The organism is Desmospora profundinema, from assembly GCF_031454155.1.
Classification (GTDB): Bacteria; Bacillota; Bacilli; order Thermoactinomycetales; family DSM-45169; genus Desmospora; species Desmospora profundinema.
This window is the reverse complement of sequence record NZ_JAVDQG010000004.1, coordinates 443,829-467,427: the sequence shown is the minus strand read 5'-3', so window position 1 is coordinate 467,427 and position 23,599 is coordinate 443,829. Positions and strand designations below refer to the sequence as shown.

The 23,599-nt window shown below is 50.5% G+C and carries 26 protein-coding genes and 1 riboswitch; of the genes, 11 read left to right on the top strand and 15 right to left on the bottom strand.

Annotated features, from left to right (window positions below):
* Nucleotides 1-3: 3 nt before the first annotated feature.
* The 5 genes from JOE21_RS11255 to JOE21_RS17795 form a co-directional block, all read right to left on the bottom strand.
* Nucleotides 4-912: a pre-toxin TG domain-containing protein gene (locus JOE21_RS11255; protein WP_309866022.1), complete on the bottom strand. Its 909-nt coding sequence runs from the start codon at nt 910-912 to the stop codon at nt 4-6.
* On the bottom strand, nt 909-2,159 hold the full coding sequence (locus JOE21_RS11250) for a hypothetical protein (protein WP_309866020.1): 1,251 nt from the start codon (nt 2,157-2,159) through the stop codon (nt 909-911). The genes JOE21_RS11255 and JOE21_RS11250 overlap by 4 nt, the downstream gene beginning before the upstream one ends.
* Nucleotides 2,131-2,769, bottom strand: a complete 639-nt coding sequence (locus JOE21_RS11245; protein WP_309866018.1) for a hypothetical protein — start codon at nt 2,767-2,769, stop codon at nt 2,131-2,133. The genes JOE21_RS11250 and JOE21_RS11245 overlap by 29 nt, the downstream gene beginning before the upstream one ends.
* A 418-nt stretch (nt 2,770-3,187) precedes the next feature.
* Nucleotides 3,188-4,156 carry a C40 family peptidase gene (locus JOE21_RS17915; protein ID WP_510183845.1) on the bottom strand — a complete coding sequence of 323 codons (969 nt, stop codon included), beginning with the start codon at nt 4,154-4,156 and terminating at the stop codon, nt 3,188-3,190.
* A gap of 156 nt (nt 4,157-4,312) precedes the next feature.
* Entirely contained in the window at nt 4,313-4,696 is a 384-nt protein-coding gene (locus tag JOE21_RS17795; protein WP_374709350.1) for a peptidoglycan-binding protein, read from the bottom strand.
* A gap of 265 nt (nt 4,697-4,961) precedes the next feature.
* A riboswitch (SAM riboswitch) is annotated at nt 4,962-5,068 on the top strand.
* A gap of 92 nt (nt 5,069-5,160) precedes the next feature.
* On the opposite strand from JOE21_RS17795, the gene JOE21_RS11235 reads away from it, so the two are divergent.
* Nucleotides 5,161-6,141: a glutaminase gene (locus JOE21_RS11235; RefSeq protein WP_309866014.1), complete on the top strand. Its 981-nt coding sequence runs from the start codon at nt 5,161-5,163 to the stop codon at nt 6,139-6,141.
* Nucleotides 6,142-6,365: 224 nt separating this feature from the next.
* Entirely contained in the window at nt 6,366-6,992 is a 627-nt protein-coding gene (locus JOE21_RS11230; RefSeq protein ID WP_309866011.1) for a LysE/ArgO family amino acid transporter, read from the top strand.
* A 337-nt stretch (nt 6,993-7,329) separates the two neighbouring features.
* On the opposite strand, the gene JOE21_RS11225 is transcribed toward JOE21_RS11230, so the two are convergent.
* Both JOE21_RS11225 and JOE21_RS11220 read right to left on the bottom strand, forming a co-directional pair.
* Nucleotides 7,330-8,658, bottom strand: coding sequence for a tetratricopeptide repeat protein (locus JOE21_RS11225; RefSeq protein WP_309866010.1), 1,329 nt, complete (start codon nt 8,656-8,658; stop codon nt 7,330-7,332).
* Nucleotides 8,659-9,034: 376 nt separating this feature from the next.
* Nucleotides 9,035-9,517: a hypothetical protein gene (locus JOE21_RS11220; protein WP_309866008.1), complete on the bottom strand. Its 483-nt coding sequence runs from the start codon at nt 9,515-9,517 to the stop codon at nt 9,035-9,037.
* Nucleotides 9,518-9,627: 110 nt separating this feature from the next.
* Between JOE21_RS11220 and JOE21_RS11215 the strand changes: the two genes are divergently transcribed.
* A complete protein-coding gene (locus tag JOE21_RS11215) occupies nt 9,628-10,854 on the top strand; it encodes a DUF2157 domain-containing protein (RefSeq protein WP_309866006.1) in 1,227 nt (408 codons plus the stop codon).
* Nucleotides 10,854-11,378 (top strand): GDYXXLXY domain-containing protein, encoded by a 525-nt coding sequence (locus tag JOE21_RS11210; protein WP_309866005.1) that lies wholly within the window; start codon nt 10,854-10,856, stop codon nt 11,376-11,378. Before JOE21_RS11215 ends, JOE21_RS11210 begins: the two co-directional genes overlap by 1 nt.
* Nucleotides 11,379-11,436: 58 nt before the next feature.
* Here the strand turns inward: JOE21_RS11210 and JOE21_RS11205 are convergent, their stop codons facing one another.
* A complete protein-coding gene (locus JOE21_RS11205) occupies nt 11,437-12,453 on the bottom strand; it encodes an asparaginase (RefSeq protein ID WP_374709349.1) in 1,017 nt (338 codons plus the stop codon).
* A 223-nt stretch (nt 12,454-12,676) separates the two neighbouring features.
* Here JOE21_RS11205 and JOE21_RS11200 point away from each other — a divergent pair, with 223 nt between their 5' ends.
* Nucleotides 12,677-12,955, top strand: coding sequence for a hypothetical protein (locus JOE21_RS11200; RefSeq protein WP_309866004.1), 279 nt, complete (start codon nt 12,677-12,679; stop codon nt 12,953-12,955).
* Nucleotides 12,956-13,248: 293 nt separating this feature from the next.
* Here the strand turns inward: JOE21_RS11200 and JOE21_RS11195 are convergent, their stop codons facing one another.
* Both JOE21_RS11195 and JOE21_RS11190 read right to left on the bottom strand, forming a co-directional pair.
* Nucleotides 13,249-13,791, bottom strand: coding sequence for a hypothetical protein (locus JOE21_RS11195; protein ID WP_309866002.1), 543 nt, complete (start codon nt 13,789-13,791; stop codon nt 13,249-13,251).
* Nucleotides 13,792-13,850: 59 nt separating this feature from the next.
* Nucleotides 13,851-15,836, bottom strand: coding sequence for an amylo-alpha-1,6-glucosidase (locus JOE21_RS11190; RefSeq protein ID WP_309866000.1), 1,986 nt, complete (start codon nt 15,834-15,836; stop codon nt 13,851-13,853).
* On the opposite strand from JOE21_RS11190, the gene JOE21_RS11185 reads away from it, so the two are divergent.
* Nucleotides 15,835-16,560, top strand: coding sequence for a divergent PAP2 family protein (locus tag JOE21_RS11185; RefSeq protein ID WP_309865998.1), 726 nt, complete (start codon nt 15,835-15,837; stop codon nt 16,558-16,560). The genes JOE21_RS11190 and JOE21_RS11185 overlap by 2 nt on opposite strands.
* A gap of 3 nt (nt 16,561-16,563) precedes the next feature.
* On the opposite strand, the gene JOE21_RS11180 is transcribed toward JOE21_RS11185, so the two are convergent.
* A complete protein-coding gene (locus tag JOE21_RS11180; protein ID WP_309865996.1) occupies nt 16,564-17,127 on the bottom strand; it encodes a GNAT family N-acetyltransferase in 564 nt (187 codons plus the stop codon).
* 62 nt (nt 17,128-17,189) lie between these two features.
* Between JOE21_RS11180 and JOE21_RS11175 the strand changes: the two genes are divergently transcribed.
* Nucleotides 17,190-17,996: a cobalamin-binding protein gene (locus JOE21_RS11175; protein WP_309865993.1), complete on the top strand. Its 807-nt coding sequence runs from the start codon at nt 17,190-17,192 to the stop codon at nt 17,994-17,996.
* 39 nt (nt 17,997-18,035) lie between these two features.
* Here JOE21_RS11175 and JOE21_RS11170 read toward each other — a convergent pair whose 3' ends face one another.
* Complete coding sequence (locus JOE21_RS11170; RefSeq protein ID WP_309865991.1) at nt 18,036-18,296, bottom strand: YuiB family protein; 261 nt, start codon at nt 18,294-18,296, stop codon at nt 18,036-18,038.
* 222 nt (nt 18,297-18,518) lie between these two features.
* Between JOE21_RS11170 and JOE21_RS11165 the strand changes: the two genes are divergently transcribed.
* On the top strand, nt 18,519-19,259 hold the full coding sequence (locus tag JOE21_RS11165) for a chlorite dismutase family protein (protein ID WP_309865989.1): 741 nt from the start codon (nt 18,519-18,521) through the stop codon (nt 19,257-19,259).
* A 61-nt stretch (nt 19,260-19,320) separates the two neighbouring features.
* Here the strand turns inward: JOE21_RS11165 and JOE21_RS11160 are convergent, their stop codons facing one another.
* A complete protein-coding gene (locus tag JOE21_RS11160) occupies nt 19,321-19,458 on the bottom strand; it encodes a YuiA family protein (RefSeq protein ID WP_309865986.1) in 138 nt (45 codons plus the stop codon).
* Nucleotides 19,459-19,614: 156 nt separating this feature from the next.
* Nucleotides 19,615-20,808 (bottom strand): NAD(P)/FAD-dependent oxidoreductase, encoded by a 1,194-nt coding sequence (locus JOE21_RS11155; protein WP_309865983.1) that lies wholly within the window; start codon nt 20,806-20,808, stop codon nt 19,615-19,617.
* 490 nt (nt 20,809-21,298) lie between these two features.
* Between JOE21_RS11155 and JOE21_RS11150 the strand changes: the two genes are divergently transcribed.
* From JOE21_RS11150 to JOE21_RS11140, 3 genes are all read left to right on the top strand, one after another.
* Nucleotides 21,299-22,297 (top strand): NAD(P)/FAD-dependent oxidoreductase, encoded by a 999-nt coding sequence (locus tag JOE21_RS11150; protein WP_309865981.1) that lies wholly within the window; start codon nt 21,299-21,301, stop codon nt 22,295-22,297.
* 175 nt (nt 22,298-22,472) lie between these two features.
* The gene (locus JOE21_RS11145) at nt 22,473-22,667 is read left to right on the top strand and encodes a hypothetical protein (RefSeq protein ID WP_309865979.1); all 195 of its coding nucleotides are present in this window, start codon (nt 22,473-22,475) and stop codon (nt 22,665-22,667) included.
* A gap of 1 nt (nt 22,668) precedes the next feature.
* Nucleotides 22,669-22,926, top strand: a complete 258-nt coding sequence (locus tag JOE21_RS11140) for a hypothetical protein (RefSeq protein WP_309865976.1) — start codon at nt 22,669-22,671, stop codon at nt 22,924-22,926.
* Nucleotides 22,927-22,995: 69 nt separating this feature from the next.
* Here the strand turns inward: JOE21_RS11140 and JOE21_RS11135 are convergent, their stop codons facing one another.
* Nucleotides 22,996-23,505 carry a DUF2179 domain-containing protein gene (locus JOE21_RS11135; protein ID WP_309865973.1) on the bottom strand — a complete coding sequence of 170 codons (510 nt, stop codon included), beginning with the start codon at nt 23,503-23,505 and terminating at the stop codon, nt 22,996-22,998.
* Nucleotides 23,506-23,599: the final 94 nt, after the last annotated feature.

Sequence of the window (23,599 nt, the reverse complement as noted above, 5' to 3'; positions counted from 1 at the left end):
CGTCTATTTGATCGCTTTGATGATATCCGGTACTTGCCTTCCGCCGCTGAAAATGTGCAACTCTTCCACTCCGAGCCGCTTCAGAAGTGCGGGCATTTCTCCTTTACAGATATTGCAGGTTGGCCGGTCGACATGCATCGTCAGCTTCTTCGGCATTTTTTCTCCCAATCGCTCCATCCGTTCATAAGCCCGTATTAAAGCATGGGATTCCGCATGGCTCAGGGATTGCGCATGTCCCAAGTGCTTCGGTTCATTTTTCTTCGGCGGAACCCACTTTACTTCCTTCAGCCATTTTCGGCGTAAATCCATATGTCTCGGTGCCCATTTGGACTGTTTAATCAGTGTCGTATTGACACCAAATATCCCGCGTCCATTTACCTCTACCCTGGCAACCGTTCCCGTACGACCATTTTTGAGGGAGTATGGGGGCACATTAGGCAAGATTCTTCTCAATCGTTCGATCTCCGCGTACCCTTTGCTGATCCCCGCTCCCTTGCCGAGATGGCTGGCTCCACGACTAACCGATGAAAACCCTCCCGCAATACGACCGGCCGGTCCCAGGATCCCAAGCAGCCGTACATGGTCTTCCAACTCTTCGCCGGTGATCAGATCCCGTCCGGTGATCGCTTCCAGAATCCCCTTCCCTTGTCCCACTCCTGGCACAAAGTCCAAGCCGATGCTTAGAATGACGGCAAACATACTTAAACCTACGGTTGCCGCCACGGCGGCCCGCAAGGTGCTGTAACAATCCCGAAAGTCCCCACAGTTATGGGCTTCCGCCACATCCGGAGGCCACAGCATAAACAGCCCTGCGGCCAACAGCATGATGATCCATAGCCGAGCACCGCCGAAATGACGGAACGATTGTCGTATCCGCATTCTTAACTGTTTGGGGATCGTTGCCTTTTTCATGCCGATGGCCCTCCTTTCGATTCGGAAGACGGGAAAGAAGAAGGACGTGGCCTCGGTTTTGGATCTCCGGGGTTAAGCAGGAAGGTGATCAGCATGGCCAGCCCTGTCAGCAGAATCACCGGACGGAATGTATACGAACGGCTGGAAAAGGTATAATCCAATACCGTGTGGGACAGATACAACAGGAGAACAAACCCGATAATCAGACGGTACAACAGCGGAATGCGTTCCATCCACTCCGGCCATTTCCCGAGAGGAACCGGAATGAGGCGGGCTCTTGCCGCTTGTAATACCAGAATAAACGCTCCCAGCAGAAAAGCGTCCAGCCATGATTCGTACAAACCAGCTAAGACAAGGGTTAACATGGCGGAAACCAAAACCGTATGTATCCATGGATGCAACCGTTCCCCCAGCGGAACGAGATTCGGCTTTTCCTCCAATTTTTGTTCAAAGCGGTCCGCAACGCGGTCCATCCGTTTCCGTAACTCCGCCCGAAAAGTGGTCAAACTCTGGAGGTATACTCGCAGAATGGAGATGAACACCGCGATCATCACCAGCCAAAATCCGTACACTTGAAACGTTTCGATCGCATCCACACGAGGGTTGCGTGAAAGCCATGTGAAAACCGGCCGGATCAAAACAGGCATGATCTGTACCCAGAAATATACCATGACACCGGTCAACAAGCCGTGCCCGATCATGACGAACACCGTTTTGGCTTTTTCACTCAGTCCTTGTGGCGGACGGATTTGGACAAGCAGCTGTTTGGTTAATACCGGAATCTTGACCAGCAGTACCGCCAGCAGTCCATAGGAAATCAGCAACGGAATCCGGTAAAAAACCACATTTTCAACCACACCGTTACGGCCAAACCCCGGGGTGGATGACCAGTCCAATGACAGGACGAATTCTCCAAATATAAAACCAACCAGAAACATCAAGCCCAAGTGAGCGCTGAATATCCCCAGGATGACAGCGATGGTGAGGAATAAGATCGATTCGGAGTAGACGTACTCATAACCAAGATGAAACCAACCAAAAAGCAAACCGGTCAAAAGAGCCACCGGCGGTGCCAAAGCTCCCCAACGCGGCCAAGCAGTCAGGTGAATCCCGTCGGTCATCGTAAGCGGCATAGTACGGCTCCCATACAGCCCCCACAGGGAAAGTCGTATCCAGAAAAATTCAGTCAGCCTCTTTATCAAACCGGAATCAGCCTTTTCATGCTTGGATCCCTGTTTTTCCTCCATACTTACCACCTTCATAACGGATGATTAATCTTTGGGCCGCAACCCCCAGGACAAGACCGTAAAACACGTGTCCAAAAATAGACATCCCTACGAATTGACCGATTTGATCGATACGAAGCCATCCAGGATACACCGTAAGCATGAGTGCCTCCAGCAAAAGGGCCCATGTCAGACCCGCCCAAATCCCTTTGCGCGCAAAAGCGATGGCATAAGCGATCGCAAACGTGAGCCCATTGATCACGTGGTAGACGGTACCGAGCATAAAGATACCTGGCCCTCTTACTTCCTCGCCCACAAAAGCTTGGCCGAATACCATAAAGGCTTCAAAAGGCCAGACGGTCATCGGAGTGAGAGTGACCAATAAATAACGGGAAAGGTCATACGCAAGGGTCGCAAGCACCCCGGACAACAGCCCCACTTTCACAAGTGCTTTTAAAGATTTCCGTTTATGATCGGTCGCTTTACGCCAAATAAGCGACCCGATCAACACTGCCCCAAGCACAGTGACGAAAAAAGTGGCCAATAACGAGATGCCCGACAAAATGTAAACAAGCAGGGCCGCTCCGGAACCGGTGAACAGGGCGGCCAACATCAGTTGCTGTCGATTCAAAAACCTGCTCTCCTCCGTTTCGTTTTACAAAGAAATATTCGATTAATTTTCTTTCTCTTTAAAAGATACGGTTCAACAAAAAATGGGAACTTCCTTCTTATCCTCAAGAATTAAAAAAGGGCATTTCATCTTATCCATTCACCTTGACAACCCCAAGGGGGTGAATCCAAGTAGTTCCCCATAAAATAACGAAGATTAAAAAAGTTTAACGGACGTAAGTTTAATTGGAAAAATTGCGGGGTTGCCGCGTTAATCGCTGGTGGGATGATACTTGGAGGTACGTTCGGTACACAGTTCATGGATGCCTCGACTCCTACCGGATCGATGGCCGGGCTTAAGGATAACAGTTAATTCCATTATGACTATAACAGCTTTTATAAGTATGTACGCCCCACGCTTACAACGTGAGGCAGTGTTTTTAATTAACTCCGTTTACGCGTGCAACTGCGACGACCCAACCACGATTAAGATCAAGCCAATTTCTCATGGGGTCGATCCGCACGCCTCCCGGACCGTAAGTGTGAATAATCTTGTTATCCCCGTAGTAGATTCCAACGTGCCGGATGGTGTTAGGGCTTCTACTGTCTCCGGTAAAGATTAAGTCCCCCGGCTTTAACTGGCTCTTAGCAATCGGACGGGTATTGCTTGCGTTGTACTGTTGAATGGCAGATCGGGGAAGGCTGATTCCATTTTCCTTGAATACCCGTTGTACAAAGCTGGAACAATCAAACGTAGCAGTGGTGTTACTGGATGATCCCAGCCTGTACGGTGTCCCCAAGTACCTTGTCCCATACTTGGCAATCTGTTCACCCTTTGTGGTGTTTCCGGGTTGGTCGCTAACTTTCTTAGATACACTTTTGTGTACATAAGCCGTGCGTCCGTCTCTCAATTTAACTTGGAACCAGTTCGGCAAGGCTCCGGTTAACTTCAGTTCCTGTCCCGCGCTTACCTTTGTAATAACATTGTTTGCGTTAAGATTGGGTGTAGAACGTACATTAACAGTGCCCACAGGGATAAAAACCTTGCCACTGGCAGACTTTACGTTATCCGGTTTGCTGTCGTTGTCCTGCTGTGCAACTTTTTGGGATACGCTGTTGTGGACGTAACCTACGCGCCCGTCACTTAATTTAATCCTGTACCAAGTGCCCGCAACGCCCTTTAATTTAAGATCCATTCCAGCATATACAGCGTGTATAATCGGCGCTGTAATGCTCGGGTTCTTCCTAATGTTCACCCTTCCTTGCGGAATGTGAACTTGTCCACTTTCTCGTACGACTGAAGCACTACTATAATCGACAGATGCGCTCGCTTGGGGTACGTTAAACGCTAATCCTGCCACCACCAAAGACGCACATATTGACCCAATAAACCAATTTCTCCATCGCATTTTGGGTTTTTCTCTCCTTTCAAGTATTGTGCAAATCTGTGATTACCAATGGTGGTAATGGTTGTGGGAGAGAAAATCCATTGATATTAGCCGTTTTGGGGTTGAAGTAGATTCACCTCCAAAAGGATCAACTCCTGAAACAGCCTCTTTAGCCGTTTAACTACGGTAGCATTTGGCCGTTGATTGACCGTTCCGTTGCTTACCACTTCGCATGGTCCCTTCTGGCAGATGACCCCTCGAATAAGGGAAGTCCTTGAGCTTTACACGGTTAAGGACAACTGCGGCAACGACAACTTGACCTTTGTAAGGATCACCACGGGATTCTGAGTAAACCAGCCGTGACAACAGATCAACCTCTTGCGCGGTGTCAGTCACTTGTGCAAGTTTGTTCCACGTCTGCTTACCCACAATTCCGTACACCCTTAGTCCATGCTGTCTCTGAAAGTCCATTACAGCCGTTTGGGTTAATGGCCCAAATATACCGTTCATTCTGGCCTTATAGTGTCCAGACTGATCCAAACGGTGTTGAATATCCCACACATACCCACCCTTACCACCTATCTTCAAGGTTGACCGTAGGCATGTCCTGTGTCAATTGTTAAATAAAGGAACACTGAGGTTAATTAGTTTTATAAAATTTTTAAACTATACAGAATCATTCATTTAAAAGATACGGTTCAACAAAATATAAGCACTTCATCTTATCCTTAAGGTTTAAAAAAGGGGGTATCTCATCTTATCGACATTCACCTTGACAACCTCAAAGAGCCCGAGTAAAATACGGAACAATGGAAGATCCAATCGTCTCTTATCCAGAGAGGTGGAGGGACTGGCCCTGTGAAACCTCAGCAACCTCGGTTCACGAGACCGATGGTGCTAAATCCAGCAGAGCATGGCTCTGAAAGATAAGAGGAGGGCCCTTTTAATCAGGAAACCTCTTCTGGGAAGAGGTTTTTTTAATTCCTTTCGTTTCACGAGACTCCATCAAAAGATGAGGGATTGAGATGAAGGACTATTCATTGACGCAGGTGGAATGTGAATGGACGCAACAATTGAACCGATGGGTAGAAACATTTCGGCCCTATTCCACTGAAGGAAAGTGTGCCACTTATATTCCGGCCCTGGCCGAAGCGAACCCCGAACATTTGGGGATCTGTGTGGCAAGTGAGGGCGGGCAGGCACTCAAGGCGGGAGAATGGAACGTCCCGTTTACCATGCAAAGCATTTCCAAAGCGATCAGTTTTATGGCCGCCTGCTCGATCCACGGGATTGAGCAGGTGATGGAGCGGGTGGATGTGGAGCCTACCGGAGATGCGTTTAACTCCATCGTTCGCCTGGAAGCCCACAAACCGGGCAAGCCCTTTAACCCGATGATCAACGCCGGGGCCATCACCGTCACTTCTCTTCTTCCGGGAAAAAACGCCATAGAAAAATTGGAACCGGTCATCGATTTATTGGAGGATATATTGGATTATCGCCCGCCTCTAAATGAAAGCGTATTCAAATCGGAATGGGAAACCGCCTATTTAAACCGGTCCCTCGCCTATTATCTGAAACAAAACGGCGTATTGGCCTCCCCTGTGGAAGAAGCGTTGGAAGCTTATTCCCGACAATGTTCCATTCAAATTACCGCCGAGGATTTGGCCAAGATCGGACTGGTGCTCGCCAATGACGGACTCCACCCCTACAAAGGAACCCAAGTGGTTCCCCGGAAAATAACGAAGATCACAAAAGCGTTAATGTTAACCTGCGGTACCTACAATGCCTCGGGGAGATTGGCGGCATTTGTGGGTGTTCCCACCAAAAGCGGCGTAGCCGGCGGCATTTTGTCAGCCATTCCGCCGCGGGGACGGAATAACGGCCCCTTTTCCCACGGGTGCGGAATCGGCATCTACGGTCCGGCGATCGATGAAGTAGGCAACAGCGTGTCGGGTATTTTATTGTTAAAAGAAATGGTCGAGCAATGGGACCTCAATATTTTTTGAGTGAATCCGCAGGCCGTAACCAACCCTGACTCCCGCCTTATGATTGCTTAAACAAATCTGGACGGTCCCTAATCCCTATGATATTCTACGGAAGGAAATGATAGTGAAATCATCACCAGAAGCGGCCACGGGATATGGAAAATAACCCGTTTCCCTTCACTGGGAGCGGGTTATTTCTTTTGTATGCCGCCATAACCATCTAGATGGAGAGGGGAGGTTTGATCATGCTTGAAGCCATTCTTCATGGAGTGGTACTCGCATTTGGCTTAATCATTCCTTTAGGGGCGCAAAACGTATTTGTATTTAACCAAGGAGCCAACCAGCCCACTTTTTTACGTGCCTTACCCGTGGTTCTGACCGCGTCTATTTGTGATTCGCTGCTGATCCTTTTGGCTGTGTTGGGAGTCTCCCTCATCGTTCTCTCCATGCCTTGGTTGCAGCTGGGGCTTTTCAGCGTCGGCTTCTTCTTTTTGTTGTACATGGGATGGTCTGTGTGGAAAAGCAACCCATCTTCCGCATCGGAAACCACCGATAAACCCCTGAGCGCCAAACGGCAAATCGGCTTTGCCGCTTCCGTTTCCTTGCTGAACCCGCATGCGATCATGGATACCATCGGAGTAATCGGAACAAGCTCTTTAAATTACGCGGGTCTCGAAAAATGGCTGTTTACGATCAGTTGTATCATTATCTCCTGGTTATGGTTCATCGGGTTGGCCATCGCAGGAAGATGGCTCAAGACAATAGATCAATCGGGCACTTGGTTGCTCAAACTCAATCAAATTTCCGCCTTTATCATATGGGGAGTCGCTCTTTATATTGGGAATTTGATTGTAAGGGAATTGGTGTTGTAATCGGGTTAGATGAATGAGGCAGCATTTCTGTTTGGAAAGGCTGCCTCATTGATCATTGAACTAGTTGAGGGTTTTAATTGAAAAAGATAATAAAATAAACTGCCTTGATTCAATTTAGATTACATGAGATCCCGGACATGTTTTATCTCAGACTGGTGATATCTTTTCTGGTGATATCTTTTTAGAAGAAGTTTAACCCCCGGCAGGATTACTTGATATAACATTATCCGATTCAGTAGCGTAAACTGAAAGCGCTTCCATGTTTACCGTTTTATCACTTACAAACAACATTCCAGACATAAGCGAAATGGAGATAAAAAGCAGAATTTTTTTCCGGTTACTTTGTTTCATCGAACATCTTCACCCCCAATTCTTCAAGTTCCTTTTGTACTGTATACATATTAGCGGTGTACTTCTGGAATTCCTGCTCGTTACGTCCTTCCCAACACTTAGCCAATCGATAGAGGGCGACATATTCTCGCTTTTTATATCCATGTCTACGGGCCAGCTCTAAAGATCGATTGTAGAATTTGATTGCCTCTTCCGTCTTTTCTTGTTTACAATAGAAGTCGCCCATGATTTGAAGTGCATTGTCAAGCCGTGGTGCATCATTAAATTTTTCTCCTACTTCAATAGCCTTTTTAATAGAATCTTCAGCCTTTTCCCATTCCATTTGTATCATGTGAAGCAAACCAAGGCTAGAATATGCAGTGATAAACTTATCTTCTTCTACATTTCTCCCTCGAAGCAACAGCACTTGATCGAAACAATACTCAGATTCTTCCAATTTATCAAGATCTAAATATACATTACCTAACACTGTCCAAAGATCAAACATTAAGTTATATTGTTGATTCAATCGTGCTAAATCCAGACCTTCCGTTGCGAACTCAATCGATTGATCATGTTGTTTTAACTTTCTATTTAGTTCTGCTCGTAACCAATAAAAAGTGAGAAGGACACTTGACTGTTTTATCTTATCACGAGAGCTCCAAACCTTATCAACAACACTCAAACTTTCACTACATCTACCTAACCGTTCCAAATATATTGCTTTGTTCATAAACAACAGATATTTAAGATATTGACGTTCACCATTTTCTACGAAAGCATCCATAGCGCTTTCAGTAAACTGCAATGCTTTTTCAAGGTCATTTTGAAAATGACAACAAACTCCTAACTCCAGGAAACTAATAGCTTCAATGTTTTTGGATTGAAATCTCTGACTAGATAATTGAATTGCTTTATAATAGGATCGTTCTGCACGCTTCCAGTTCTGTTTCAACCGATAAGACTTTCCCTTTAAATAGTGCATTGTTGCTGCATATGGATGGTTTTCCTCCAGATTAAACTCATTTAGAGACCCTATCGCCTCGTCTATTTCTCCTGTGCTGATGGTCACCTCGATACCAAGCATTCGAAATTTTATCTTCTCTAAATCCTTCTGTTCCTGTAACATCATTTCGGGAATTTTGTCAATACTCAAATCCAATTTTTTAAGAAGATACATTGCTTTATCGGGACTAACGTGGGAAACCCCACGTTCAATGTTACTAATCGTGGCCGGAGAGATATTTTCATCCGCAAGATCTTCCAGACGGAGCCCCCGCTCTTTCCTCACTTTACGGATAATTTCGCCGATTTCATGAATGCTTGAAACGGACATGACCTCACCTCATTTGGGATTGTTATCTTTATTCTACTACACGATTACTGTTTTTGGGAATATTAATTGAACAAAAAAACGGAAAAATATAAACTCTGATTTTTACCCTTTATCTCTCTGAAGCATGAAAAAGCGGATACATCGCCAATTTTAAGGATTTTTTCTATTCAAATTCAATAAAAATCATAAATGAAACAGGGAGTAACCAACTTTTAATCTCTATTTCAAAAGTGAAGGTCCTTTAACTATCCTTGTTTTCGTATGTAGGAGATCATTTCCAATTATAAAAAGTCAGGAAATCAATCCTCCACATTTTAAAAAACTTTTTTACATCACTATCACACGTTTTGTATTCCCCGAAGCCGAATGGCGGGTATCATCGCTCCACTTCCACCACAAATGCTACCGAACTGTCCCCTTCTTTCCACCATCCGGTCACACGAAAGACCACCCGGCCCGGCTCAGCGGGTACTGTCCACGCCTCGTCGTCCTCCCGCTCGAGGGGCTCACTCTCCCGGAACGCTTCGATGTGGCGGGTATCAGGAGGGTCCTCGTACTCCAGCTCGATCAGAGCACCGGGTCTTACCGAGACGGCTGATTCTTTCTTCATCAGATCAACCGAATGGGCCATGTCTGCACAGACTGACGAATTCCACGTTTTCCAACAGTAGGAGCTTTGTACACTCTTCACCTCTTTTCCGTCTACTGTAATACGGGGCAGGGGAGGCAATTGGCTTTCATCGAACTCACCGGGAACGCAAGCGGTCAGCGTCATTGCCACCCATACGGCCAACCAGAACCGGCTCCACCTCCGCCATCCCCCTCTGCGATAAACACCAGCCCGCTCCCCCTTCGCCATGGCATTCCTCTCCTTTCACATTTCCTTCACTTAATCAATCGACTCTTCTTAAAGGAATTGAACACTCATATGATGAATATGTTTTTATTTCCATTCAAGGAGGAACCTTGATGTCACGAAAATGGCTGGAACAAGAAGGTCCCTCCTGGGTGAAGGAAGGGATCCTCACCCGGGAGCAATATCAACGTTTGTTGGAACGAACACCCCGAAAGGAGAACCGGATTCAATCCTGGCTGCCCACACTGGGTTCCCTTTTGATGGGGCTGGGGATCCTGTCCTTCGTGGCTTCCAACTGGGACGGCATCCCTCCCCTCGGACGGTTGGCAATTCTGGTGCTGTCCATGGTAGCGTTTTACTTGACAGGAGGTACGTTGCTCCAGCGTGGTCATCCCCATCTCGGAGCCGCCTTGGCGGGATTGGGGGTGATCTCGTTTGGTGCCGGTATGGTCTTGGTCGGGCAGACCTTTCAGTATGTGGCCCATGACGTCCGTCTTTTCATTTTGTGGGGGTTGGCGGCCTGGTTCGTCTCCCGCCTATTTGGACACGGATTCCTATCGATTCTCGTGTTTGTCATCTGGTCACTCTCCCAGTGGATCAGCGTGCTTGAGATGGGAGCATACAGTTATGTGACTGCTGTCCTGTTTACGGGCTTGTTCGGCTGGGAAGCAGCCAAACGGGAACATGGGATGTTTCGATGGTTGTGGGCCGTCGGAACGGTGGCCCAAGCTTGGTTATGGATAGTCACCATCGAGACGGACTGGTTGTGGTTTTTGCCTCTCTTAATGGCCTTTGTTACCGTAAGCGAATGGCTGCCTCGTCCTTGGCGTTCCCCCTTGCGTACGATCTCGCTGGGAGGCGCTTACCTGTCTGTGATCGCCCTGTTGTTTACTTACCCTGGAAGCGATGATTGGAACGGGATTACCCTGCCTTCCTCTTCCCTCTATCTGTCTGTGACAGGAGGACTGTTTCTGCTCTTTTTGTGGGCCTTGCAACGTCAGCAGCGGTTGCGGGACTTGGACGGCTGGATGCTGTTCATACCATATTTTTATGTGAGTGTCTGGACCTCCCCGCCGATCCATACCCTGCTGACACTCACCATTTTGTTCGCTTTCTCCCTCACTCTGTTGATCCGCGGCATGGCATCCGCAGAACGGGGAAAGGCCAACCTCGGTATCATCCTGTTTTTGTTTACCACCATCCTGGCCTATATCCATGCTGCGTGGGATTTTATGCCCAAATCCCTCTTTTTCCTGGTAGGAGGAGTGATTCTCTTCGTACTGGGCGGAATCCTGCAACGGACCAAACAGGGCCGTTTCCGAACAGGGGGTGAACACTGATGCGTCGCAAACCCTTCATCTTCATCATCATCGCCCAGGTGTTGGTGTTGGTCGGCCTTGCGCTCGGCCACACGGCCGTCGGGTGGTTCGGAAAAGAGATCCGCCTGGAAACCAAACCGGTCGACCCCCGCGATTGGTTGTACGGAGATTATGTCGCGCTCTTCTATGACATCCACGAAGTTCCCTTTGACCGCTGGCAGGGAGAGGGGGAACCGGACGGCGATCCGGTCTATGTGGTGCTGGAGCCGCAGGGAGAGGTCCACATCGTCAAGGAAGTGGTGCCGCAGCGCCCCCGAACCGAACCCGGCGAGGTTTTTCTGAAGGCCCGGGCTCGCACGGAGTGGTTATATGACGAGGAGGAACGAGAAACAAAGAGCCTGACCCTCACTTACGGGCTGGAACGCTATTATGTTCCGGAAGGAACAGGAACAGCCTGGGAAGCACCCGAGAAGACACCCGTGGTACACCTAAAAGTCGCACCCTGGGGACAAGGGAAGATCGAACGACTGGAACCGGGCCCGTAACAATACCGGCCCGTGTGCGAGTGAATGCACACGGGCCGGTTTTCTAATCCGCTTAGCATCAATCGGATCTCTTCAGTTCCAGAACAGGAAGGATTTTTCCCACCGCTTGGCCGCTCATGCTTTTTACCACGGGCTGATGGTAAGACGCCAGGGAGCGGAACGCTTCCGGCTCTTCCCGGTCCAATCCCAACTGGCGCAACACCTCCATCACCGTCGCATAGAGAGCCCGCTGCGTTCCGTCTTCCACTTTGACGGCGATCCCGATGCCCCGCTGCCTGTCGCTGATCCCGTAAACCGCCTCCGCCCCCACCTTGCCCGCGAGGCGTCCGTTAAACGCACGCATCAGATCGGTGCAGAACCGGTTTTTCCCCGCCACCATCTCCGGCACGGCGATCATCGCGGACGTGATCCGTTCCACAGCCCGCCGCACAGGTTTATCGCCGATCGATACGGGATCGGCCATTTGAGCAAACCCTAAAGCCAGGTTTCGGAGCGGGATGCGATGAGCCGGGACGTTGCAGCCATCCACTCCCCAACTCACCTGCTCCCGGGGGGTAGCGGTCATGTCGCAGACAGTTTCTAAAATCCGCTGCTGCACGGGGTGTTCCGGCCGTTCGTATCCCTCGGGATCTTCTCCCAGATGGACAGCGGTGGCCACCATTCCGGCATGTTTTCCCGAGCAGTTACTGAAATATGGAGTGAATTCGATTCCCTTTCGAATCACTTCCTGTTGGCTCTCCGGATCCCGAGGGAGATGGGTCCCGCACGCCAGAACAGCGGCAGTCTGCCCCGTCCGTTCCAGTATTGACTGAGCCCGTGCGCGATGCCGCTCCTCGCCGTTGTGGGAAGCACAGCAGAGGGCCAGATCCGCATCATCCATATGAAACCGGTCCGCCGCCCCTGAAGTGACTACCGGAATCGCCTGAAACGGTTTCATGGCTGAGCGGGGAAAAGTGGGACGCTCCGGGTCACCCCATTCATACAACAAACGGCCATCGGAATCCACCACGGCCACATGGCCGATGTGACGGCTCTCCACCTCTTCTCCCCGTTTGACGACCACCATGGGTTGCAAGGAACTCTCTCCCCTTTTCTCTCCCAATTATTCTCTACCGCATTTGTAATCAAAATGTGATGGACCGGAAGGGTTTTGTTGGAATAAACAGAATATAATAGGATAGGGATGGGATGTCACTGGCACAACGCGGTGTAAACCGCAAACAAATGGGGGCTCTCACACCCCCTCCATATTCCTCCCCACTCTCAAGGGATGGGGTATCCATATGGAGGTTACCCAGATGAATAAGGATCAACGGCTTTTCCAAGAAGGCTCCGTGTTGGTCGTCCTGCAAGCCGCCAGCTTGATCCTCATGTTGTTCGGTTGTTATTTCGCCTTTTTCGGTACACCGGTCACTTTTACCTTTGATGCGATCATCCCTTTGCTTCTTTATACTCCTGGGGGATGGCTTTTGTTAGGAGGGATCGTTCTGTTTGTGTTCAGCGGATCCGTATTGTGGCGGATCAACGGTCTCCGTCGGGTCAACATTCCGCGGCCGGCAGAGGACCGTTCCTCCTAGTACTACAGTTGCATTTGTACGAAGCGAGTATAGGAGCGTGGGTTGGTCGGGCTGGCGGGCTGTCTTCGATCTCTTGCAAAAAGCGCATAGCGAGACCGGGAACGAAGTGACTCTGGCGAGACTTGTGCTCTGTGAGTGCAAAGGATCGCAGCCATCCCACCACCCTCCCTTCTCTCTCTGCACCTGCTCTTATAAGCCCAACTGTAGTACTCGTGTCTGTCTGGATAATCGCTCTCCTTTCCCATTGAAGAGGTTTGCTAGCAGCCTTGGCCTCCCCATCCGTGGAGGCCTTTTTAGTCGGATCCCTTCCATACCCCATACACAGCCGTTCCTGTACGGCGCAGGAGCCGAACAGGGGTTTCGCGATCCGGGCCCGTCAGGCCCTTAATCCAAGGCACGGCCGTTTCTTTCCGAATCATTCCACCGGTCCCGACCCATTGGCCATCGGTATATACCCGGACTTCCCCTCCGTGAAGGGTGTCGTCCAATCGCTTCAATCCTTCTCCCACTGCCCGGCGGATGGTTTGTGGTTCGGACTGGGACACGGAAACGTGCAGACGAATCCAATCCGGCCTGTCTGGAACAGCCTCTCTCTCGATGGACAAAGGGACGCTTTTGTCCGGGGATAAACCCGTCCGTTGGGCTAGCTCTCCTTTCTCAAACCATTCCCATTCGTCAGGCGAAAGGGAAGGAAGAACCACCGATTGGCTACTCCGGAGGGGTTGACCGGCTTTAGAAGAGCCGATCCGGGAATAAAACCGCAGCAAACCCCACCCCACCAGCCCGACCGACATCAAACCCAACGACAATCCCACCATAATCCAAAATGGGGACATGACTCCACTCCTTCAAATGATCCTAGATATAAGGTCAAAACCCGTCATCGGGAATTGATTCAGGCGATCACGACCTGACAGCCGGTGGTATTGCGGTCCACTTGGACATAGGTCTCCTTTTCCCAACGCCGCATCTGGATATCGAGATTTCCCTTTCCTATCCGAATTCCCTGCAGATGCAAATGGTTCACCCCTTCTGGCAGATGGGGCGACAGCCGAATCAGTCGTCGAGGCGTATCGGGCCGCAACCCGGTCATCCCCTTCAGCAGCGTAAATAGGCTTCCCGCCGAAATGGCTTGCGGAGAACAAGCCGCGGGAGCGGCAACCGGCTTATTGTTGTTGCGGGAATGACCGGCAAAACGTTCAGGCAGCTGATGCCCCGGAAAAGCCCGCGCTGCATCCAACAGGGCACGCATCAATGGATCGGCTGCCTCCCGCAATCCCATCTCTATCATCCCCGCTGCAATCCAAGCGGTATCATGAGGCCAAACGGATCCCTGGTGACGGCTGAACGGACGATAATCGGGATCGTCGGTACTGAGTGTACGAATCCCCCATCCGCTGAACAAATCCGGTTTCAGCAGACGTTCCGCGACCGCTTCGGACCGTGTAGAGTCCAATATACCCGCAAGCAGCAAATGACCGGGACTGCCGGTAACGGCGGGGAGGATTTCTCCTCCGCTTCGCACAGTGGAAAAATAGCCCTCTTCTTCCTGCCAAAAGTCCCGGATCAATCGCTTCGTCCACTCCTTTGCTTCCTGAGACAGGTTGCGGGCATCATCCAGATTGCCCAGGTAGTGAAAGGTCCGGGACCAAGCCCGTTTGGCCTGGATCGCATAACCCTGCACATCCACCCAAGCAACCGGTTCCTCCTTTCTTTCGCCCCACACATCGAGAGAGCTTTTCCAACCATGGCCGGCGGGGGAAACAATCCATCCACCCCCTTCTTCGACGCGGCGATCCATCCAATCCATCGCTTTGCGCACATGGGGAAGCATCTCCCGTAAAAAATCATCGTCTCCGGTCCAATGATGCCATTCGGCCAACAGGATTAAAAAGAGCGGGGTGGATTCGATACTGAAGTATTCGGGTGTCTGGGCCTGACACTCCCCCATGATTTTTCCCGGTTCCTCACCGCTGGCCGCATCCTCCTTTCTCCCCTGATGGCGGGCCAATGTGCGCAACACCCCTTTTGCCAAGTCGGGTCGGATCATCAGGGATTGCCAGGCTGCGATCAGACTGTCCCGGCCGTGGATGGCACCGTTCCAGGGGAGACCCGCCCATGGCACCATCCCTTCACCGGAATCCACCAGCAACAGATAAAGATCGCTCAGACCCCGTCGATAGCCAGCCTTCAAATCCTCATCATCCGACTCCAGAATCGGACAGGATTCCATCCACGCTTCACGGGAACGACGGCCATCCGCCAGCGCTTCCAAGGCAGGGGGCACCGCTCTTTCCTTTCCCTCCACGATCGGCAGATAGCAAACATCCACCACTTGCTCCCCATGGGGAGCAAGCTGGAGATTCCATGTAACGGCTTCTTCCGTGACCTCGGCAGGAGAAGGGGTGAATTGAACGTCCATTGAACGTTCCACCCCGTCCTCTCCTCGGCATGAAAACTTCAGGCCCGAAGCCTTCGTTTCAACATGACGCTCTTTTTCCAGCCGTCCTTCCTGTTGGTTGATGGTTCGGATGTCGGCAAAATCGGCATCAAAACGAAACGTCAACGACTGTTCCACTGCCTCGAAGCTGCGGTTTTTCAACGTCCACCGCTCAAACAGGATGCCTTCGTGGATCCAGCGATGGCAGCCCACTTCAAAACCGTCGGCTTCTTCTCCCTGTCTAAACCGATAGAGACCCTCCGCCCCGTCCGCCTCCCCGGAAACCAAGTGCGGGGGCGGCCCTTCCAATGACCACTCCATTCGGCTCATCAAACGGATATTCCCGATGTAAAGCCCCCACCCTTGCCCGTGTTTAGCGGGAACATTGCCCTTCCCGTCCGTATGTAAGAACAGGGCTCCGTCTTTCATCACATGGTTCATGGAAATATTTCCTCCTGTCATCGTGCTGGCAGGCCCAAGAACGGGTCATCATACGGATGTGACCGCCTATTTTAAAACTAGACAAAGGCGGGTTGGCGGTCAAGGAAAAGGAGAAAAGAGTGGAGAAGTTGCCTTCAATTACGATAAACTGGGGAATGAGATATGGTCGCGACTGTATATCCCGCCTTCACAATTGGAAAAACAGAACCAGCGGGAAGAAACGGGAAAGGACGAGAAGGAGCGTATGTTGGAACTACTGGACAATTATCCATTGTGGGCATCACTTACCGCCATTACGCTGGCGCAAATTCTTAAGGTTCCGTGGAACTACACCATCACACGTCGTTGGGATTGGAACTGGATTTTCAATACCGGCGGTATGCCCAGCGGCCATACTGCCGCCGTCACTTCTTTGGCCACCGCAATCGGGATCTGGGAAGGGTTTGGCTCTCCTCTGTTCGCGATTACCTCTGTGTTGGCCCTGATCGTGATGTACGACGCCACAGGGGTCCGGCGCCAGGCCGGTATGCAGGCACAAGTGCTGAACCAATTGGCTGAGGACTTTGCCGTATTGCTGTCTGAAATTCGCCATATGAAAGAAAAAAACCCGCAGGAAACGCGGGTCAAATTAAAAGAAATCCTCGGCCACCAGCCGATTGAAGTATTTGTGGGCGCTTGGTTCGGAATCGGGATCGCCTTGTTGATCTTCTGGCTATGGACATGATGTTTACAGGAACAACCCCATAAACACTTCATCCACATAATCACCCCGGAGAATCGCCTGTTTGCGTAAACGACCCTCCACCTGGAATCCATATTTTTTATATAGTTCAATCGCACGGTCATTGGATGACCAGACATCGAGGTTAATTTTTTCCACTCCATTGGCGCGGGCCCAACCGATCGTGTATTCCATCAGCTTTTTTCCCAATCCCATCCCGCGATACCCAGGGGTGAGCCAGGTGCGGAAGCGTACCGTATGACGGCTGATGCCCCGGCTCCCCCGTTTCAGGATGGCAGCACCGGCAATTTCCCCGTCCACTTCGACGACGGTATACATGCCACCGCGTTGTTGGATTTCTCGGATCTCCTCTTTCGTCTCCTGCTTGCCAGGCAGGGAATCGGGAGTTTCATCCAAATAAACCCCCTCCCGGACCACCCGAGCCAAGCGTCGCTGCAATTCCTCCGCGTCTCCGTTGTCGGCGGGGCGCAGGACGACTTGTCTCCCTTTGATTCTCATCCTTTGACGGTCCCGAAAGGGGATCGTTGCTCGTTTCAAATCGACTGCCATGAAAAATGGGTACTCCTTTCTGCTATTTTGAGGGTACACCTTTGTAAGGAGGCGAACAGATCATGCAACGGATTGTCTCCATCTGCCCCAGCAATACGGAAATCCTGGCGGGGCTGGGATTAACGGATTGCATTGTCGGGGTGGACGATTACTCGGACTGGCCTTCCGCGGTCCAGAACCTCCCCCGTCTGGGACCGGACTTAAACATTGATATGGAAAAAGTAAAAGCACTTCAACCGGATTGGGTGTTGGCATCCCTTAGTGTTCCCGGGATGGAAAAAAACATCGAAGCTCTGGAACGGGAAGGCCTCCCTTCTCTCGTTCTTTACCCTGATCGCATCCAAGGTATTCCCCGGGATTTTATCCGGGTGGCTCAGCGGGCGGGAATCGAAGAGCGGGGAAAGGATTTAGAGCGCCGCTTTTGGACCCGCCTGAACGAAATCAAAGAGAAGATCCCCAGGGACAGACCTGCCCCGCGTCTTTACTGGGAGTGGTGGCCCAAACCCGTTTTTACGCCAGGGCGGGATAATTGGCTGACCGATGTGAGTAAATGGGTCGGCGGAGTCAATATCTTTGGAGATGAAAAAGGACAGAGCGTCCAAACGAATTGGGCGGAAGTGGCCCGCCGTCAACCCGACCGGGTGTTGGCGGTTTGGACCGGTGTCCCGATCCACCGTGTCAAAAAGAAAAAGCTGATGGATCGCCCGGAATGGCAAGGTCTTCCTTTCAATCAAGACGATCGGGTCCACATTTTGGAAGAAGGTTGGTACTGCCGTCCATCCCAGCGAATCTTGACAGGAATCGAGACACTGGCACACCTTCTCTATCCCGACCGTTTTGATCCCCCTGATCCGGATCACCCCTTATAAAAAATCATCAAGCCGCTCCCTGTGGAGCGGCTTGATGTGTTAAAACATTCGATACCCCTGTTTTCGCAGATACTGAATCACCCAGCTGCCGATGAGAATCCCGATCAGCCCGACGGTCAGCATCAGATAGTCACCATTTTTCAGTTGCTCCATCCGGAAGATGAGCACACCCACCAGCCCCACATACAAGATAACCGGGAGCCATGTCGTTTTCAAAATCATATTTAAAATAAAAGAGATACCAAATGCGAGAAATGCAAACAGCGGAATCGAAATCAGATATTGGGGGAGAAGCAACATCATCAGCCTCCGACGGGTCTATAAACCCCTTTTCATGTCAGCACAAGTGTACAGAAAAAGGCGGCTTTGGTCAAACGACGTTCCCGTGACAATCGGTTTGTGGCGGTCTTGCGAAACTTCTTCATAAGATTTGCGACCCGTTTTCCGTTTGGATACAATGATGGTGATGTTGTAGACAAGGGGGACTTACGCATGCGGCCACAATCCGGAGGAAGACCTCCCATGGGTCGGCCCGGGGCCAATCCATCCGCCGATGGCGGTCAAGCCCAGAAAAAACTGCCAACCCAGTATGTCAATTTCGTATTCTTTAAAGTAGACCCCGCCTGGCGCCGGCTCAGTCAAGAAGAGCAAGAGCGCGGCAAACAGGAATTCGCCGAAGTGGTAAAGGAATACCACGGTAAAAACGGGATGATGGTTCTTTCCTATTCAATGGTGGGAATCCGCCCGGATGCAGAACTTTTGCTGTGGCGAATCGCCAAAGATGTGGAATCCTTCCAGGAGATGAGCCATAAGCTGATGCACACAGGGCTGGGACAATACCTGGAGATTACCTATTCCTATCTTTCCTTCACCAAACGCAGCATGTATGTGGACAAGATGGACCCTGAGCACCAAAATCCGCGGGTGTATATCATCCCCGGAGCCAAAAAATATTTGTTTGTCTATCCCTTCATCAAGACCCGGGATTGGTACCAACTGTCCTATCCCGCCCGTCAGGGAATGATGGACGAGCATATCCAGGTGGGCAGCAAGTATCCGACCGTGAAACTGAATACCACCTACAGCTTCGGCATCGATGATCACGAATTCGTTGTCGCCTTTGAAACGGATGAGATTACTGATTTCTCGGTGTTGGTGCAGGAACTGCGCGAAACGGAAGCCAGCCGTTACACCTTGCGGGATGTGCCGATGTTCACCTGCATCCACCATGCCGACGTGATGGATGCCCTGAATACATTGTAAATGAAACAACCCCGGTCCTATGGACCGGGGTTGTTTACTTCTCGCTCTTGGATGGCATTTCTTATCCTTTATGTGTCATTTTACCGGAACCTTTACAATGTTGACAGGTTTCCGAACCGCCCAAAAGCAGCTGATTATATCCGTCACCATTGCAGTAATGGCAAGTTTCTTCGGTGGTTACGACTGTGTGAGTCGCCATCTGACCCGACCCCCTTGTTTGCGTATTGATGTCACTATATTTTGTTTATTAGTTATTCATGATAACCGATCATTCAGAAAAAATAAATAGGGAAAGTTTGGATCCGCAAAAAAAAAAGACCACCCCGCTCAAAAGAATGAGGTGGAAAATCTTTTATTATAACTTCATTTTTTTCATCATCAAGCCGATTCCGCCAAGCTGGAAAAACCAGCGCCAATCGTTGGCCCGCTTCAGGAAGGAAGCCGGTTTGCCAAACAGCTTCTTTTTCCCGACGATGCCGATGGCAGCACCGCGTCCCAGGGATGCCAGGGTTCCTTTCAGTTCGAACCGGAACGGCTTCATCTCTCCGCCCCGCAGAAGAGCCAACAGATTTTTGGCCAGATGCTGGCCTTGCTGTGTCGCCATCTGGGCTGTCGGCGGATAGGGCCGCTCTTCTTCATTAAAGATCAGGGAACTGTCTCCGACGATAAATACATCCTCATAGCCTGGTGCACGCAGGTATTCGTCCACTTTGACCCGGCCGCGCATCGTCTCGATTCCGGCCTCTTCCAACAAGGCGTTCCCCCGAACCCCACCGGTCCATACCACCAGGGAGGACTGAATCTTTTCTCCTCCTTTGAGAACGACCCCCTCCGATGTGCACTCTTCGATCGGGGTGTTGATCCGGAATTCGACACCCCGTTCTTCCAGATATTGAACAGCATAATCGACCAGTTCCTTGTCAAAGCCCGGAAGCACCGTCGGAGCCGCTTCCACATTGACCAGCCGTACTTTGTCCCTGGGAATGTCAAACTGTTTGCAGAGGTGGGGAATGCGGTCCACCAGTTCGCCGACATATTCGATCCCGGTAAAGCCGGCGCCTCCCACCACAATGGTCAGCGGTTCGTCCGATTTTTCTTCCCGGTTGTTGTACTGGGCAAATAAATGCTCCATGTGTTCCCGGATCAGCCGGACTCCATCTAGATTACGGATAAAGTAGGCATTTTCCAGCAACCCTTTGATGCCGAACGTTTCAGGCGCACTGCCCAGACCGAAGACCACGTAATCATAGGAAAGGGGTTCCCCTTCCTCCAGGTGAACCTGCTTGTTCTCCACATCCAGCTTGGTGACCCGATCCTGGATAAACTTCACTTTGTCCCGATTGATCACGTCATCCAGCGATACACGGGCATGTTCCGAATCCAGGGTGCCTGCTGCCGGTTCGTGCAGTTTCGTGGTCACATAATGGTACGGATTTTGGTTTACCAGTGTGACCTCGGCTTCCGCCATATTCAGTTGCTTTTGAAGACCGACCACCGTCATCAGACCGCCGTAACCGGCTCCCAATACGACAATTTTAGGAAGACCCATTTGTACCACATCCAATTAAGTATATGTTAAATAAATCACAAATAAACCAGTGACAACTGTGAAACACACTAGTTATCATAATAAGGATTTCGTCTCCATTTGACAAGGGGTCTATTGCTTTCATTGTACCCCTGCCCCAGCCCTTCCACCCATGGCACAAGTTGGTGAAAAGCGTCACAATAACGACCAATCGCTTAGAGATGAAGCCCTCCAATTGCCCTTCGGAAAGGGTAACTTAAAGCCTATGAGCGGATAGGCCTAAGGTTAAAAATTTGTTCCAGACAGGCACACAGAGTACAATGGGAAACGGGAAGCAGAGTCTGTTTCTTCGAAATTCTTTTCACAATCATCGCTATTAATCCCACCGGTTCATGGTGATTTCTCCCGATCCATGATAAAATACGGCTGAAAATGGAATACACGTGCCGACTATGAACCATACACCGGCTTGGTACCATCCCATGCCGAGTTTTTCGGAGGTGCATGTTACTTGGAAACCACCCGATCCCAAGATATCCTGGACATTACCATTATCGGAGGGGGACCCACCGGTCTCTTTGCCGCCTTTTACGCGGGGATGCGCAAATCCAGCGTAAAAGTGATCGAAAGTCTGCCGCAACTGGGTGGCCAGTTGTCGGCTCTCTATCCCGAAAAGTACATTTACGATGTGGCCGGCTTTCCCAAGGTGCTGGCCCAGGATCTGGTGGACAATCTCGTAGAACAGTCTAAACTTTTTGATCCTCAATTTTGTCTGGATGAAAAAGTGCTTCAAGTGGAGAAAAATGACGAGGGGATTTTTTCCATCACTACGGATAAGGGGATTCATTATTCCAAAACGATCATTATCACCGCCGGTTGCGGCGCTTTTGAACCCCGCAAACTGAAGCTGGCCCATGCAGATCAGTTTGAAGGAAAAAACCTGTTTTACTTTGTGAAAGACTTGCAACAGTTTGCAGGCAAACGCGTCCTGATCGCCGGCGGTGGTGATTCTGCCGTAGACTGGGCAAACATGCTGGAACCCATCGCCCGTCAGGTTACCGTAATTCATCGCCGCGACAAGTTCCGCGCTCATGAAACCAGTGTCGACCAAATGCGCCGTTCCACTGTAGATGTGCGTACCCCTCGGGAAATCCTATCCTTGGAGGGAGCCAATCAGATAGAAAAGGCAGTGATCGGCGACAAAAAAAGCGGCGTTGTGGAAGAGCTGGATGTCGATGCAGTGATCGTCAGCTTCGGTTTCGTCTCATCTCTGGGACCCATCCAAGAATGGGGACTTTCGATTGAAAAAGGGTCGATCGTGGTCAATTCCCGTATGGAAACCAATATTCCAGGCATCTATGCTGCTGGTGACATCGCTACCTATCCGGGCAAAGTAAAACTGATCGCGGTCGGGTTCGGAGAAGCCCCCACCGCCGTCAACAATGCCAAACAATACATCGATCCCAAAGCCCGTCTGCAACCCGGCCACAGCTCCAATATGAATCTTTAAACAGGGCGCTCCCCATTTTGGGGGCGCTTTTTTCATGAATGAATAGCAAACAAAAGAGGTGAAACGCTATTCCCGAAAGGATGTGGCTCCCTTTCAGGATGGGGGCTTCGTCCAATAGAGTGGTTGCCCTTCCAAGACGACAATTTTGGGGGCTTCGCCCAATAGGAGTGGTTGCATGGACCGTGCGAGACTGACGAATGGACTTTACCATCTACTGCTGGTATTATCCACATTTGGCATTCCTTTGTTGATTGTATTCAGTTTTCGAGGCAGCGGCGATCATCCCATCGAGGGCTGGATTGGTGCTGCCATGGCGTTTTTGGTTTTATTGGCGTACGCTCTAATCACCAACCGAAAACGGGGAAAGTAACATGGACCACATCACCGGTTGTCCTGTCTGCAATGGTTTCGATCTGTTGGAAGTAACATGCCCCCACTGTGGAGAGATGCTGGAAGACCGGGGGCGCTTTTTCGATCTGCTGGCGGATTACAGTCCTTACCGTCCTATTGACGATTTGAAAAAAAGTGACGGTTTGGTTGATTGGGTTACAAACCAATGCCCCCATTATTTGTACTGCCGTCATTGCGGACACGACGAACACCGGATGGTGCAGGAACACCCTCTTTAACAGTCCTACCCCTTGCCAAGAAATAAAAAACACCCGTCGTTTAACGGGTGAGAATAGGCGAATCCGTCATCACTGTGCCCGACGAATCCAGAATCCGCCAATAAATGTTTTCGGCTCGGAGGAGACCACGAACGCTTGGCTGTCAATCTCCTTCACTTTTCGTAGAAGCTCCGCCTGTCGGCGTCTTTTAGTCAACACCATCAGCACCAACCGCTCCCCGCTCAAACCTTCTCCCAACCAGGATGTGACACCGAAACCGGCATTTCGCAATTGTTGCGGCATGTCGGAATCTTCTTTACGTGTAATCACCTGTACGGTTACATACCCCATCGCCATCTTCTCCTCGATCAGCGAGCCGGTGTAAACCCCTAGTGCAAAGCCGAGACAGTAAACGACCAGGTTGTACCAGTGATCCATGTTGTCCAACACCGTAGCCAAGCCCAGCATATAGATGAATACTTCCCCGAAGCTGATCAGGGAAGCCAGCTTGGCATTGCCCTTCATCATCACAATCAGTCGCAGCGTGGATGTTGTCACATATGCGATCTGAATGAAGAAAATGAAAATGAGAACCCCCATCAGCGAAAACACTCCCCTTTGGAAGATACAGATATAGGGATGAATGTCGGTGATTTCAACCTTTCCCCATCATACAACAGCCGTTCGTCCGGTG